This is a genomic window from Fictibacillus sp. FJAT-27399 (assembly GCF_001510655.1).
Lineage (GTDB): Bacteria > Bacillota > Bacilli > Bacillales > Fictibacillaceae > Fictibacillus_C > Fictibacillus_C marinisediminis.
Genome location: NZ_LMVC01000003.1, coordinates 201,016 through 216,349 on the forward strand (window position 1 = coordinate 201,016; position 15,334 = coordinate 216,349).

The 15,334-nt window shown below is 47.8% G+C and carries 13 protein-coding genes; all 13 read left to right on the forward strand.

Going from position 1 to position 15,334, the window contains the following annotated elements:
* Complete coding sequence (gene larA, locus AR335_RS15170) at positions 1–1,287, forward strand: nickel-dependent lactate racemase (RefSeq protein WP_062237470.1); 1,287 nt, start codon at positions 1–3, stop codon at positions 1,285–1,287.
* Positions 1,274–2,089: an ATP-dependent sacrificial sulfur transferase LarE gene (gene larE, locus AR335_RS15175; protein WP_062237472.1), complete on the forward strand. Its 816-nt coding sequence runs from the start codon at positions 1,274–1,276 to the stop codon at positions 2,087–2,089. The genes larA and larE overlap by 14 nt, the downstream gene beginning before the upstream one ends.
* 15 nt (positions 2,090–2,104) lie before the next feature.
* Positions 2,105–2,800: a nickel pincer cofactor biosynthesis protein LarB gene (gene larB, locus AR335_RS15180; protein WP_062237474.1), complete on the forward strand. Its 696-nt coding sequence runs from the start codon at positions 2,105–2,107 to the stop codon at positions 2,798–2,800.
* Positions 2,781–3,653 (forward strand): LarC family nickel insertion protein, encoded by an 873-nt coding sequence (locus tag AR335_RS15185; protein ID WP_062237476.1) that lies wholly within the window; start codon positions 2,781–2,783, stop codon positions 3,651–3,653. The genes larB and AR335_RS15185 overlap by 20 nt, the downstream gene beginning before the upstream one ends.
* Before the next feature lie 432 nt (positions 3,654–4,085).
* Positions 4,086–5,111, forward strand: a complete 1,026-nt coding sequence (locus tag AR335_RS15190; protein WP_062237478.1) for a TRAP transporter substrate-binding protein — start codon at positions 4,086–4,088, stop codon at positions 5,109–5,111.
* A gap of 38 nt (positions 5,112–5,149) precedes the next feature.
* Entirely contained in the window at positions 5,150–5,704 is a 555-nt protein-coding gene (locus AR335_RS15195; protein ID WP_062237480.1) for a TRAP transporter small permease, read from the forward strand.
* A complete protein-coding gene (locus AR335_RS15200) occupies positions 5,701–6,975 on the forward strand; it encodes a TRAP transporter large permease subunit (RefSeq protein WP_062237482.1) in 1,275 nt (424 codons plus the stop codon). The genes AR335_RS15195 and AR335_RS15200 overlap by 4 nt, the downstream gene beginning before the upstream one ends.
* Before the next feature lie 19 nt (positions 6,976–6,994).
* The gene (locus AR335_RS15205) at positions 6,995–8,020 is read left to right on the forward strand and encodes a C-terminal binding protein (protein ID WP_062237484.1); all 1,026 of its coding nucleotides are present in this window, start codon (positions 6,995–6,997) and stop codon (positions 8,018–8,020) included.
* 25 nt (positions 8,021–8,045) lie between these two features.
* Complete coding sequence (locus AR335_RS15210) at positions 8,046–9,098, forward strand: TRAP transporter substrate-binding protein (RefSeq protein WP_062237486.1); 1,053 nt, start codon at positions 8,046–8,048, stop codon at positions 9,096–9,098.
* Between the two features lie 29 nt (positions 9,099–9,127).
* Positions 9,128–10,390 (forward strand): lactate racemase domain-containing protein, encoded by a 1,263-nt coding sequence (locus AR335_RS15215; protein ID WP_062237488.1) that lies wholly within the window; start codon positions 9,128–9,130, stop codon positions 10,388–10,390.
* The gene (locus AR335_RS15220; protein WP_062237490.1) at positions 10,387–11,733 is read left to right on the forward strand and encodes a hypothetical protein; all 1,347 of its coding nucleotides are present in this window, start codon (positions 10,387–10,389) and stop codon (positions 11,731–11,733) included. The genes AR335_RS15215 and AR335_RS15220 overlap by 4 nt, the downstream gene beginning before the upstream one ends.
* Before the next feature lie 30 nt (positions 11,734–11,763).
* Complete coding sequence (gene dgoD, locus AR335_RS15225; RefSeq protein WP_062237492.1) at positions 11,764–12,915, forward strand: galactonate dehydratase; 1,152 nt, start codon at positions 11,764–11,766, stop codon at positions 12,913–12,915.
* A gap of 25 nt (positions 12,916–12,940) precedes the next feature.
* Entirely contained in the window at positions 12,941–15,130 is a 2,190-nt protein-coding gene (locus tag AR335_RS15230; protein WP_062237495.1) for a dihydroxy-acid dehydratase, read from the forward strand.
* The last annotated feature ends 204 nt before the right edge of the window (positions 15,131–15,334 follow it).

Below are 15,334 nucleotides of genomic sequence, written 5' to 3' on the forward strand. Positions count from 1 at the left end.
ATGGAATCGACCTTGTTATATGGAAAAGAAGGGCTGACGCTTCGTTTGCCTGATTCCGCTTTTATCGTGGAGCCAAACAATTTGCCGGGACTTGAAAATGATGAGCAGGCTTTAATGGAGGCACTGCGGCATCCGATCGGTACACCTCCATTAAAGGAGATGGTAAAAGCATCAGATAAAGTGGCGATTGTCATCAGCGACATTACCAGGCCAACTCCGAATGACAAGCTTGTTCCTTTGCTGATCAGGGAACTGGAGCATGTGCCGCTTGAGAACTTTGTCATTATTAACGGAACAGGAACGCACAGGGACCAGACGAGGGAAGAATTTGTTCAGATGCTTGGAGAATGGGTAGTGGATAATGTCAGAATCATCAACAACCAATGCCATGATAAAGACTCTCTTGTAAATTTGGGGAGAAGCCAGTTCGGTTGTGATGTGTATTTGAACAAAGAATATGCGGAAGCTGATTTCCGCATCGTTACAGGCTTTATTGAGCCACACTTTTTTGCCGGTTTTTCAGGCGGTCCTAAAGGGATCATGCCTGGCATTGCCGGGATCGAGACCATCATGACGTTCCATAATGCAAGGATGATCGGGGACCCGCGTTCCACATGGGGAAACATGGAGGACAATCCTGTTCAGGAGATGACACGGGAAATCAACCGCATGTGCAAACCGCATTTCATGCTGAACGTGACGTTAAACCGGGAGAAGGAAATCACGAATGTGTTCGCCGGTGAGCTGTATGAAGCGCATGACCAGGGGTGTGCGTTTGCAAAAGAGCATGCCATGATCCAATGCGAAGAACGGTTTGATGTCGTCATTACCTCCAATTCCGGCTATCCGCTTGACCAAAATCTGTATCAGGCTGTGAAGGGGATGAGTGCTGCCCATAAGATTGTAAAAGAAGGCGGCACGATCATTATTGCTTCAGAGTGTTCAGACGGATTGCCGGATCATGGAAACTATTCGAAGATCTTTCAGTTTGCCCAAACGCCTCAAGCATTGCTGGATTTGATCAATGATCCGGAGTTTAAGATGTTTGATCAATGGCAGGTGCAAAAACAGGCGGTGACCCAGGTATGGGCTGATGTGTATGTTTATTCAAAACTATCAGATGAACAGGTTAAAGGGGCTATTCTTAAGCCTACCCATGATATCGAAGGGACGCTTGAAGAGCTGAAGCAGAAGTACGGGCAGGATATGACTGTTGCGGTATTGCCGCTCGGTCCGCTTACCATTCCCTATGTAGAAGAACGGAGGGATCCAATTGCTGCAGGCTAAGTATGAGAAACTGCAAGAGATTCTAACCGAGATGAAGACAGTTGTTGTTGCTTTTTCAGGAGGGGTCGACAGTACCTTCCTGCTGAAAGTGGCTCTTGATACACTTGGCACTGAAAACGTGCTTGCGGTGACCGCCGACAGTGAAACCTATCCGCTTGAGGAGCTGGAGGAGGCCAAACGGTTCGCAGCCATTCTCGGTGCCAGGCACCAAATCATTGAAACGTCAGAACTGAGCATTCCAGGCTACTCTGAGAATACCTCCAATCGCTGTTACTTTTGTAAAAAGAGCCTGTTTGAGCATTTGATACCGATCATGCATGAGCATGGCTATGCGAATATAGTGTTCGGTCTTATTGCCGATGATATGGGAGAACACCGGCCGGGCACAAAAGCAGCAAGAGAATATAACGTACGGGGACCGATTCAGGAGGCGGACCTGTATAAGAGCGAAATCCGTGAGCTTTCTCAAGAGATGGGTCTGCCCACCTGGGATAAGCCTTCTTTCGCCTGTCTTTCATCACGGATTGCATATGGCGAAGAGATTACGATGGAAAAACTCCGCAAGATCGACCGTTCAGAGCAGGCTATCCGTGCGCTTGGCATCCGCCAGGTGAGAGTGCGTACTCATGGCGACATGGCACGGATCGAAGTGGAGCCTCATGAGATGCAGCGGCTTCTTCAGCATCATGAGGAGATTACCTCCAAGCTGCAGGAGTTCGGCTATTCCTATGTGACGATGGATCTTACCGGCTATAAGAGCGGAAGCATGAACAAAGTCCTTGCCGAAACAAAAACGACGTGAGGAGAGGCGAATGGGATGAAAAAGTTTGAAGACTTAGGCTTCAGTAAAGTGGATCTGGATCGGGAGACGCGGACAGGCTATCCGGAAGTGATCTATGGAGAAGGAAAAACAGCGGAACAGATCCGTCAGATCATGGAACCGCTCATTGAGACCCATGGCAAGGTAATGGTGACGAGGCTTTCAGAAGAAAAAGCAGAAATCTTGACGGAGGCCTACCCTGATGCGCGTTATCATGCCGTCTCACGTATTTTGCTCTACGGCTCACCGAGGGAAAAATACGGCGGAGATGTGATGGTGCTATGCGCCGGAACATCGGATCTTCCTGTTGCTGAAGAAGCGGCAGTCACGGCGGACTGGATGGGGTGCAAGGTTAACCGCCTGTATGATGTCGGAGTCGCAGGTATCGACCGTCTGCTCGCTTATCGCGAGGAAATTAAAAAGGCCAGTGTGCTTATTGTCGTGGCGGGCATGGAAGGAGCGTTGCCCAGTGTTGTAGGCGGTATGGTCCAGCGGCCTGTTATTGCTGTTCCGACTTCTGTCGGCTATGGCGCTCATCTGCAAGGACTGACACCGCTTCTCGCCATGCTGACTTCCTGCGCTTCAGGGATGAGTGTCGTCAATATCGATAACGGATTCGGGGCTGCTTACCAAGCTGCGCTGATTCTTAAACTTGCTACAGAGGGGGTTCATCATGAAACAGCTCTATCTTGATTGCCAGTATGGCATTTCGGGTGACATGACCTTGTCTGCGCTCATTGACCTGGGGGCAGATCTTGCTTATATTACCGGGCATCTAAAGAGCTTGCCGATCGATCCGTTTTCTATGGCGGTCAATCGGGTCAATAAGAGGGGCATCTCCTCCAACCTGCTGGACCTTCAGTTTGCGGAAGCTGAATTGGCGGCTGTAGGGGCACAAGCTGACACAGACCATCACCATGAACACGATCATGAACATGAAGAAGAGGGCCATTCCCACCAACATGCCCACTCTCATCATGAGCACCACCATTCCCATCATCACGTACATAATCACCATCACCATCATCATGACCATGAACATCGCAAGGCATCCACCATTTTAGAGATGATTGAAACGAGTGATCTGCCTTTACGGGTAAAAGACAGGAGCAGAAGGGTCTTTGAAGTGATCGCCGAGGCAGAAGGAAAGATTCATGGGATGGATCCGAGAGAGGTTCATTTTCATGAAGTCGGTGCGATGGACTCTATTATTGATATTATTGGCGTGTGCCTTGCCCTTGAAAGTCTTGAGATTGATAGAATAACAGCTTCTCCGGTACCAACAGGCCACGGGAAAGTGAAGATGGCTCACGGTCTCTATCCGATTCCAGCTCCTGCCACTGCGGAAATCCTGAGAGGGGTTCCTCTTGAAGATTTCCATGTAAGAGGTGAATTAACGACACCTACTGGGGCTGGCTTTCTAAAGGCATTGGCGGATGATTATGGCTACATGCCAGCGCTTGCGATCGATAGGATCGGCTATGGCGCCGGCCGGAAAGACTTCGAACATCCGAACGTGCTTCGTGCTATTTTATTTGAGTTGTAGTTTGCTTGATTGCGGCTGAGACTACTTTTAACTAAAAGCTCTGTTAGTCAATGTTGTTGTTTTCTAGTGGGGTGTGATTGAACCGCTCTTATCATCGCCGGCTATCACACCCCTTACTAAAAATAGTACATTATCATTAGTTTTCAGAAAAATTAAAAAACGAATTGACATGCTTTGACACCATGTACTATGATATTCACAGAAATGAAAATAAAGAACAGAGTTTTATATTATAAAACAACTAAGACATTGCACCCAGAGAAGAACGTCCAACGCACATTCATTAAGGGAGCAATGTCTTTTCTACGGCCAATAACAAGAACAGAGTTTTATAATGTAAAACAAAATCAGTTTCTCCATCTTTACATACAAAATTTTTTTGGCAAAAATGTTACCGCTTTCAAAACTAAATGAAAAGAAAGGGTGGACTCGATGAAATTGAAAAAAAGTTTAGGGATTTTAATGGGTACGGCTTTATTGTCATCCGTATTATTAACAGGCTGCGGCAGCCAGTCTTCGTCTTCCTCCTCGGGAGAAAAGACAAAGACGATCAAAATAGCCAACTATTTTGCTAAAGACCATCCTCAGAACGTAGCGCTGAGAGAAAAGTTCAAGCCGATGGTAGAAAAGGAATCGGGAGGTACGCTGAAGGTTCAGATCTACGACAACAGCACGCTTGGTGCTGAAAAGGAATTTTATGACGGGGTGCGAAACGGCACGATTGAAATGGGGGTACCCGGTCTGATCATGCAGTCCGACATTGAGAAGATGGCAGTGCCTGAGTGGCCGTTTCTGTTTAAGGATTATGAGCATGTCAAGAAGGTGCTGAACGGGCCAATTGGCAAGGAGCTTACTGAAGACCTGGAAAAGAAGCATGGAGTGAAGCCGCTGGCATGGAGCGCGAATGGATTCAGGATGTTCTCCAGTAACAAAACTCTTCAAAGTATGGATGATCTAAAGGGATTGAGGATGAGAATGCCAAACATCCCTAACTATATCAAGCTTGGGAAGCTGCTGGGAATGAATGTAACACCAATGCCGATTTCTGAAGTGTTTTCTGCTCTCGAACAAAAAGTGGTGGATGGCCAGGATAACCCGGTAGCTACTTTGCGGGCGTCCGGCTGGTATGAGGTTCAGAGTAATGTACTGGAATCCAAGCACATGTTCAGTCCGAATATTTACATCATCAACAGCAAATTTTTCAACGGGCTGTCCAAGAAACAGCAAAAAATCATTGAAAAAGCATCCAAAACCGCTGCTGATTATGAATTTGATCTGATGGAAAAAAGCTATGATGCTGATAAAAAGTTCCTGTCAGGAAAAAAGGTGAAATTTACAACACCTGATGCAGCATTTGAGAAGAAAATGGAAGATTCAGCAAAGCCTATGTACGACGAATTCTACAAGCAGTATGACTGGGCCGAGGATCTCGTTAAAAGGATAAAAGCTGAACAATAATACAGGCGGTAAATCGGGATGAAAGGCGGGAGAAAAAGATGGAGAAGGTCTCAAGGTTCTTGGAAAAACTGCTGAATATTTTTATGGCCGCAGCACTGGGGTTAATGGTCATTCTTGTATTTGGAAACGTGGTTCTGCGCTACCTTTTCAACTCAGGAATTACATGGTCAGAGGAGATGTCGCGTTACTTATTTGTCTGGCTTACATTTCTGGGAGCTATTGGTGCCTTTAAAAGCAAGGAGCACCTTGGGGTGGACATGCTGGTCAGGCGGCTGCCCAGGGGAGCAAAGAAAGCTGTCCTTGTGGTCAGTGATCTGCTTATGCTGTTTGTTCTCTTTCTGGTGATGGAAGGAAGCTGGAAGATGACCGTTATCAATATGGACAGTAAAGCACCTGCTACAGGCCTGCCGCTATCGTTCGTTTATGGAACGGGGATTTTAGTCAGTTTAGCCATGGGGCTAATACTTATCAACAATCTGTATAAAGTTCTATTCAACAAGATAAAAGATGAAGATTTGATCTTAATCAGTGATTCAGAAGAATTGGTAGATTATCAGGAAAGCGATTTAGGAAAGGAGGAAAAACAAGCATGATTGGAGTGTTTATTGGGTCTCTCCTTGGAACGATGGCACTTGGTATGCCTATAGCGTTTGCTCTGCTGTTAAGCGGGGTTGCTCTTATGTTCTTTCTCGGTATCTTCGACAGTCAGATTATTGCGCAAAATTTAATCAACGGAGCAGACAACTTCCCATTAATGGCCATCCCATTTTTTATGCTGGCTGGTGAAGCCATGAATGCCGGCGGGCTGTCGCAACGAATTGTTCAGATGGCCATGTCCATGGTCGGACATATCAGAGGCGGCCTTGGTTATGTAGCCATCATTGCAAGTGTCTTGTTTGCAAGTCTGTCTGGCTCCGCTGTAGCTGATACCGCTGCACTGGGAGCCATCTTGATCCCGATGATGGTGAAGAGCGGCTACGATATTAACCGTTCGAGCGGTCTTATAGCTTCTGGGGGGATCATTGCTCCGATTATCCCGCCGAGTATTGGCTTTATCATATTCGGGGTCACGAGCGGAGTCTCCATCACTAAACTTTTCATGGCTGGGATTGTACCTGGTGTGATGCTGGCAGTAGGGCTTTGTGTCACATGGGGTATTGTTGCCCACAAAGATAAGGTGCAGGTTCAGCCTCGGAATTCCATGAAAGAGATTTTGACTTCTGTCAGAAAAGGATTCTGGGCCCTTTTATTGCCGGTCATTATTATCGGCGGCCTGCGCGGAGGAATCTTCACACCGACTGAAGCGGCGGTAGTTGCGGCAGTTTATGCGCTGTTCGTCGGATTGGTGATCTACCGCGAACTGAAGGTGTCTGAGCTCTTTACCATCTTGGTAAGGGCGGCCAAAATGACGAGTGTTGTCATGTTTCTTGTTGCAGCAGCCCTTGTATCCTCGTGGCTGATTACGGTAGCCAATCTGCCTGCTCAAGTCATTGGACTGCTCGAGCCTCTCATGGGTCATCCGCTGCTCATTCTGCTCATGATTAACCTTTTGGTCATTCTGATCGGAACGGCTATGGATATGACACCAACGATTCTTATCCTTACCCCTGTTTTAATGCCTGTTATTCAGCAAGCGGGAATTGACCCGGTTTATTTCGGAGTCCTGTTTATTATCAATAACGCCATCGGTCTTCTGACTCCTCCGGTGGGTACAGTATTGAACGTAGTATGCGGAATCAGCAAGATCAGTATGGAAGACATCATGAAAGGAATATGGCCGTTTCTCCTAGTGGAAGTGGTCGTGCTGATTCTGCTGATATTCTTCCCGTCCATTGTCATGGTTCCGCTTGGATGGTTTACCTGATAAATAAGGAGTGAAAGAGATGAGCAAGTTTAAAGTTGTGGTAACAGACTGGGAATATGATGATCTGCGGTTTGAAGAAGCCGTTTTTCATCAATATCCCGAAATAGAACTGATTGCGGCTCAGTGCCGTACAGAGGAAGAGGTTATTGAGGCCTGTTGGGATGCGGACGCATTGATTAATCAGTACGCGCCTCTCAGCAAAGCCGTTATTGAGAAGCTCGAAAAATGCAAAGTCATCACCCGTTATGGGGTGGGTGTCAACACGATTGACCTGGAAGCGGCAACAGCTAAGGGAATCTGTGTCGCCAATGTGCCGGATTATTGCATGGATGAAGTGGCTGACCACGCGCTGGCCCTTCTGCTTTCTGCGAAACGTAAAGTCGTGGCCGCCAACCAAAACGTGAAGAAGGGGCTGTGGGATTTTAAAGTCACCCAGCCGATCCACCGGCTGCGCGGGCAGGTGCTCGGACTTGTGGGATTCGGAAAAATCCCCCAAAGCCTCGCGGAAAAGGTCAAGCCTCTAGGGTTTAAGGTGGTGGCTTATGATCCGTATTATCCTGTGGAAGAAGCTGAGAAAAAAGGCGTACAGCTCGCAAGCCTTGAGGAACTATGCCGGATATCAGACGTCATCTCCGTGCATGCTCCATTGACTGAGGGAACAAGAGGAATGATCAATGCCTCACTGTTCTCTGTGATGAAAAGCACCGCCCTTCTGATCAACACTTCAAGGGGCCCGGTTGTGGATGAACAAGACTTAATTGATGCATTGGAATCAGGAAAAATCGGCGGGGCGGCTCTGGACGTGATTGAGGATGAACCGATTTCCGTCAGCCACCCGTTCCTCTCCATGGAGAATGTGATTATTACACCGCATGTCGCCTGGTATTCCGAGGAAGCGGCGAAGGAGATGAGAACAAAAGCTGCGCTCGGAGCAGTGGATGTGCTGATCTGCAAGGAATTTCCGAAATATCTTGTCAATGTTCAAGTCAAAGAGCAATCACAGCTTAAGTCCAGTCAGCCTGAAAACCGTTATGTGATGAGTTAGCCAAATTATTCAAGGGGGAAAGAAAATGAAAAAATGGGTGAAAAAGCTGGCGATAGGGATTGTCATTCCGGGAATGTTGGTTCTAGGGGGCTGCGGTGCTTCCAAATCGGGAGGAACAGCTTCGGGTTCGGGGAAGAGCGGAATTCATCAGCGGACGATTAAAGCAGGAATCGGTTTAAATGAAGATCATCCAGAAGGACAAGGAATGATTAAGTTCAAAGAGCTTGTGGAGAAGAAGAGCGGAGGGAAAATGAAAGTCCAAAACTTCTTCAGTGCCACTCTCGGTGATGATCAGAAGATGACAGAAGCATTGCAGGGCGGGCTTCAGGAGGTTACGGTTCCTTCTACGTCTCCACTTGTAGGAATGATCAAGGAATACGGTATTTTTGATTTTCCTTTCGTATTTAATACCGAGAAAGAGGCTTATGCCGTCCTTGATGGAAAAGTGGGGCAGGAGCTTTTGAAAAAACTGCCTGAACACGGTCTGGTTGGACTCGGATACTGGGAGAATGGCTTCCGTAACCTGACGAACAGTAAACATCCGGTGAAAACCGCGGCAGACTTTAAAGGGCTGAAAATCAGAACGATGCAAAACGAGGTTCACCTGGATGCCTTTAAACAGCTGGGTGCCAATCCTTCACCAATGGCTTTTTCAGAAGTGTTTACGGCCTTGGAAGGTAAAACGGTAGATGGCCAGGAAAACCCGCTCGCAACCATTAAATCAAGCAAATACGATGAAGTTCAGTCTTACTTAAGCATGACAAAGCACGTCTACACACCGTTTGTTTTTCTCGTCAGTAAAAAATTCTGGGACGGGCTGTCTAAAGAAGAACAGAAGATCATGAAGGATTCTGCGGTGGAAGCCGGTAAATATCAGCGCGACTTAAACCGTAAAGAAAATGAAAAAGCGTTGAAAGATCTTGAAAAAGCAGGCATGAAGGTCAATGAAGTATCTGATGCTGAAAAAGAAAAGATGAAAGAAATCATTAAGCCGGTCACCGATAAATACGCCAAGAAGTTTGGAGAAGACCTGGTCAAACAAATGATGGATGAAGTAGACAAAGTAAGAAACCAATAAAGAGAAGCACCAATTGAGGAGGAAGATGGATGGAAATCATATCACAGCTTCTTCATGACATACCCTTGCCAAAGATGATGAAAGTAAAGCAGGTCTTCCATGCCCCTGTGCTGGAAGACACAGCGGAGGAGGTTCGGAAAACCCTTAAGGATACCGGCCTTTTATCGAGAATATCTCCGGGAGACCGGGTAGCCATTGCGGTAGGAAGCCGGGGAGTTGCTGACCTTCCCATCCTTGTCAGGGAGACAGCAGCGGCGGTCGAATCCGTTGGAGGCTCTCCATTCATTGTTCCTGCCATGGGAAGCCATGGCGGAGCGACCGCTGAAGGGCAGCAGGAGGTTCTCGAACAGCTTGGTGTAACGGAAGCGTCAACAGGTGCACCTATTCTGTCGAGCATGGAAGTCGTGCAGACCGGCACTCTGCCAAACGGACTTCCGGTGTATACCGATAAACATGCCTATGAAGCAGATAAGGTCATCGTCATTAACCGGATCAAGCCTCATACTGCGTTTCGCGGTCCTGTTGAAAGCGGACTGATGAAGATGATCACGATCGGCCTTGGAAAGCAAAAAGGAGCAGAAGCCGCCCATGCCTACAGTTTTAAACACATGGCCGAGCATGTTCCAGAGATGGCCAAGATCGTCCTCTCCAAGGTTCCAGTCATTTTTGGGCTTGGAACGATTGAAAATGCCTATGACCGTCCCGCCAAAATCGTGGCGGTTCCAGCCGAAGAACTCGAACAGACTGAGCCCGGACTCTTGCTCGAAGCCAAGCAGCTTATGCCAAAGATCATGTTTGATCCGATCGATGTGCTGATCGTCGACGAGATCGGAAAAGACATTTCGGGTGACGGAATGGATCCAAACATTACAGGAAGATATGCTACCCCGTATGCTTTTGGCGGACCTAAAGTGTCCAGGATCGCCGTACTCGGCCTGACAGAGAAGACGCATGGAAACGCAAACGGAATCGGCATGGCCGATATGACAACAAGGGCTTTGGTTGACAGCATCCATTGGGAAAAAGGGTATGCCAATGCCTTAACGAGTACGGTAATCAACGTCATCAAAGTGCCGATGGTTCTCGAAAGTGAGGAAATGGCGATCAAAGCGGCCATTAAAACCTGCAATGCGTATGATCTTACAAAAGCCAGGGTCGTCCGCATTAAAAATACGCTTGAATTAGAGCATATCTGGATCTCGGAAAGCCTGATGGAGGAAGCGGCGGGACAAAAGGAAATAGAAGTGCTGTCTGAACCGGCGGCAATGAGTATAGCTGGCGAAAAAGGGTGATATTACTCGCTGTTTACAGCATGATGGTTTTTTCCTATACGGTGAATCTGTTTTTGGACAGCGTCATGCTTGATGAAGTGACGGGTATTCTTGCCCTGTTTTCTCTCATTCTTTCCTTTCCCAAGGCGTCAGGCTTATACAAAATCACTGGAACGGTTTTCATGGTGATCGGCTTCTCTCTGTATCTCTATTTGCAGAAGCCGCTCCTTGAGCTTCCGCATTACATGAATTCAACGGTGGTCCTGCTCGTTATCTTTTATGTTCTTCCTTTTATCAACAGTATTATTATCGTCGGGCGGTACGATAAGAGTGTCAATAAACTGCTCAAGCGGCGCGTAGGCCATCTTGGGCAGCTCTATTACAGAAGCTCTCTTGCCAGTTTTCTGCTCGGCTCTTTTTTAAATATAGCGACCATCCCGCTCGTAGAATCGGTGCTGCGGCGCAATCTTCAGAAGGTAGAAGACCATGTCAGAGACCTTTTCATCAGCCGGGCGATGCTCAGGGGATATGCCCTTTGCCTGGCATGGAGCCCTATGGAAATCCTGGTGGCGATCAGTGTGGATATCACACACTCTGACTATGTTCACTTGCTGCCGTGGCTTTTCTTGTTTTCTACGATTCTCTTATTCGTTGACTGGCTGATTGGCTTGCGGTATCGGAAGTTCCGGGTGGAGCAGTCTGCAGCGGCTGAGGACGTGCCGCTGGATGCCAGAACCGCCAAAAAGGTAGCTGTCCTTCTTCTGTATCTGAGCGTATTTATTGCAGCGGTCATTTTGGCCAAGAGATGGCTGGGCGTGAATTTTCTCATGTCTGTCGCTCTCGTGATCCTTCCCTATTCCATCATCTGGGCGCTGCTGATTAAGAGGGCTAAATCGTATGCATCTTATAGTTTAAGAGAATGGCGGCGCAGGGCCGGGTCGCAGCAAAATTACATCGTTCTGTTTTTGGCGGCCGGTTTTTTAATCAGCACCTTGAAAGAAACACCTTTTCTGGACTATCTGCAGCAGCCTTTTGCTTCCGTGCAGCATATGCCCTTTTATATGTTCGTTATGATTCAGATCATTTTTCTGGGGCTCGCCATGATTGGATTCCATCCCCTCGTGACCATCAGCATTCTGGGTGAAGTCATTCAGCCTTTGTTAGGACAGGTTAACCCTTTGAGCTTTGCGATCGTCCTTATTACATCTGGGCTTTCTACCGTTATGGCAGGGCCATATAACATTACCGTTTCCTTAACCGGAAGTTTGTTAAATCAGAATCCCTATCGCATTACATTCTGGAACATTGGCTTTGCCTTTCTATACAGCAGTGTAGGCACAATAATAGCCTTGCTGCTGCTGTGAAAATAGTGCAGTGCCAAAGAAGGAGGTCATATGACAAGGATTACAGGATTTCAGCTGTATAAAGTCGCACCCCGCTGGCTGTTTTTAAAAATTGAAACAGACGAAGGTATTTCGGGCTGGGGAGAACCAATCGTTGAGGGAAAAGCGAATACAGTGGAAGCATGTGTTAATGAACTCAAGTTTTATTTTTTGGGTAAGGATCCTCGCCGTATAGAGGATCATTGGCAGGTCATGTACCGTGGGGGCTTCTACCGGGGCGGACCAGTCTTTATGAGTGCGATCTCTGGGATTGAACAGGCCTTATGGGACATCAAGGGGAAATTATATAACCTTCCTGTTTACGAAATGCTGGGCGGCAAAGCCCGTGAAAAGATTAGAGTGTATTCATGGATCGGCGGAGACAGGCCAAGTGATGTAGCGGCTGAAGCAAAAATAAAATCAGAGCAGGGCTTTACCGCTGTAAAAATGAATGCAACAGAAGAAATGGATTATATTGATTCTTTTTCAAAGGTTGAAGAAGCCATAAACCGGATAGGGGCCGTTCGTGATGCGGTAGGAAAGGATTTTGGCATCGGAATCGATTTTCATGGAAGAGTCCACAAGTCTATGGCTAAGATTCTTGCCAAAGAACTGGAACCCTACCACCCGATGTTTATTGAAGAGCCAGTGCTGCCTGAAAACAATGAAGCGTTAAGAGAAATTGCCAGATATACCACCGTTCCTATCGCAACAGGAGAGAGGCAGTATACAAGATGGGGGTTCAAGCAGCTGCTGACAGACGGGTATGTCGACATTATTCAGCCTGACCTTTCACATGCCGGCGGTATACTGGAATGTAAAAAAATAGCTGCCATGGCTGAAGCTTATGACGTTTCTGTTGCCCCGCATTGTCCGCTTGGACCTATTGCATTGGCTTCTTCATTACAGCTGGATGCCTGTACTCCTAACGCGATCATTCAGGAACAGAGCCTGGGCATTCATTACAACGCGGGCAGTGATTTATTGGATTATCTTGTTGATCCCTCTGTATTTAAGTACGACGATGGCTTTGTCGAGATCCCTGAGGGTCCTGGTCTTGGAATTGAAGTATGTGAGGAGAGTGTGAAAGAGGCTGCTGAACGGGGTCATGAATGGAGAAACCCGGTATGGAGAAATGCAGACGGCAGTGTGGCTGAGTGGTAAAAGAAAAAAGAGGCGGTGAAATAAAATGAAATATCCTTACATTCACAATACATATAACCCTTATCGTGACAATGTTCAGGGAAAGGCCAATGAGCCGATCTGTGTTGCAGGCCTCCTGGACCGGTCAAAGCAGATCATCGGACACTCTTATGAAGGAGAAGCGCCGGACTGGACCCTGGAGGAGATCTACAATCGTCTTCATGAGAATGCGCCGAGGATCGCTATCATTGGAGGTTCTTCAGACCATCCGGCACATATCATGGACTTTCAGACGTCTTCCAGAGCAGCTTTGCGGATATGGCAGAACGGCGGTGTTCCCTTCTATTTCTCAACCCCCGTCATGTGTGATGGAACGGCTCAAAGCAACCAGGGGATGAGCTATTCACTTCAAAGCAGAAATGCGGTGGCGGAAATGGTAGTGAATCAGATTGAGGCACATAGCTATCATGGCGCCTTTGTTATTCAGGGCTGTGATAAACAGCCGCTTGGGGTTGTAAGCGCCCTGGCTCATCTGGACCGCATCCGTAATTACAGGGGAGAGGCTCCTTTTTTTGCGACATTCGCACCGGCTCATGTCTTGCAGGGGGGAACAATTCCTGCAGATTTATTTGAGGAGCTTGAATCAGTGGCAAAAACTGCAGAGGAAATGGGGGCTGAGGATATTGCCTTTGATCTTCGGGATGCCATGGCCTACATCCTTCAATGCTCATCCAACACTGCTTTTCAAGGAGTGCTTCAGCGGGCGAAAGAAAGAGGGTTCATAACCCAGGCGGCCCACGATGATTATGAAAAGCGCCTTGCGGTCAATACGTGTGACGGGCTCGGCGGCGTATGCGCCTTTAATGGAACAGGAAACAGCTCCCGTCATTTAGTAGCCGGGATGGGTCTGGTCCATCCAGAACTGGAGCTTCTGACCGATCCGCCTTCGCAGGAGCAGATTAATACGGCATTGGATGCACTTTCTGCCATGATCAATCAGCCGGCCTTTGGTGTTTCGAATATCTTGGCGGCAAATATCAAAAACGCAGTTCGTATTCACAGTGCTTCAGGAGGATCTACCAACCTGATGATGCATATTGTAGCGGGCATGCTGTATGGCGGTTACACGTTCAGTCTTCATGAACTGGACAGGATCCACCATGAAGTGCCGGTACCCGATTTGTTTGATTACAGCCTTACTCAGGGCAGGGATATTTTTGCCCTGGCGATGCAATGCTGCTCAGGCAACAGCCGGGGCATGGAGTCGCTGTTTTATGAACTGCTCCAGAACGGAGTTCCGATGGATGTGGACGCGCCGACTGTAACCGGAACAAGCTGGCGCGACCGGCTGGAGAAGGAAGGGAAGAGCCCGATCGAAAGGATTGCGCAAAACCCTGTCATCCTTTCTAAGCCGCGCCGCCCATACAGCGGAGTGGATGTACTGACCGGGAATTTTTTCGAAAGTGCCGTCGTGAAAATCAGCGGGATGACCACCCGGCAGCTCGATGAGTTTGATAAAAAGGCAGCTTTTGTTCTTTATTATGAAAATGAAGAGGATGCGAATCAAGGTCTGCTTGATGATGAATTGATTGAAAAGCTCCAAAAGGACCGGCTGTTTTCCCATGAAAACTTGATTGCGGTTCTGAAGCAGAACGCTCCAGAACGTTATTCAGCTTATGCAGACCTTTCCTATGACCCATTGTTTGATGCCCTGGTGGAAGAAAGTATTTTAAAACTCGCCGTTGTCGTATCGGGTCAAGGCCCTGTGGCTTTCGGCATGCCGGAGATGTTTACTCCGATGCAGCATATCAACGCCAGCAGGAAGCTGAAAAAGCTGGCGACGCTCATCAGTGATGGACGCTACTCAGGCGTAACATATGGAGCTGCTGTCGGCCACATGACGCCTGAAGCGAAGGAAGACGGCGGGATTCTTTACCTCCAGACAGGAGATGTTCTGTTCCTCGATTTTCGAGAACGAAACATTCAGTTCATGGAGGAAGCTTCTTTTCAAAAAGGTGAGCTGGTCTTTGAGTTTGATCACATAATGCAGCATCGGAAAGCCCTGGCTGAAAGCAGGATGACAGCAATCCGCAAACGCCAGCGGATGGTTGCGGCGAGCAATCGACTGACTAGCCATACGGATGCAGCGCACGGAGTTGTCCCGCTGCAAGTATTTGAAGAAGCTGACCTTGATTACACCAAAGATGTAGTCTCCCTGAAACTGGCTAAACGTTAAGTCCTTTTACTAAGGCTCTTTTCTAAAAGATTGTTGCTTTGGAAACATTTTTGTAAAGAGCTTCGTTGACAAGTTGATTGGAGTGGAAGGTGCGACACTCCTGCGGGACGAGCGTGACAGGTGAAACTCGCAGGCGCTTGCGCCGAGGGGTTCAGCGCACGCCCCGCGGAAAGGGAGCGGCCTGAAACGGAAATTAACCACTCC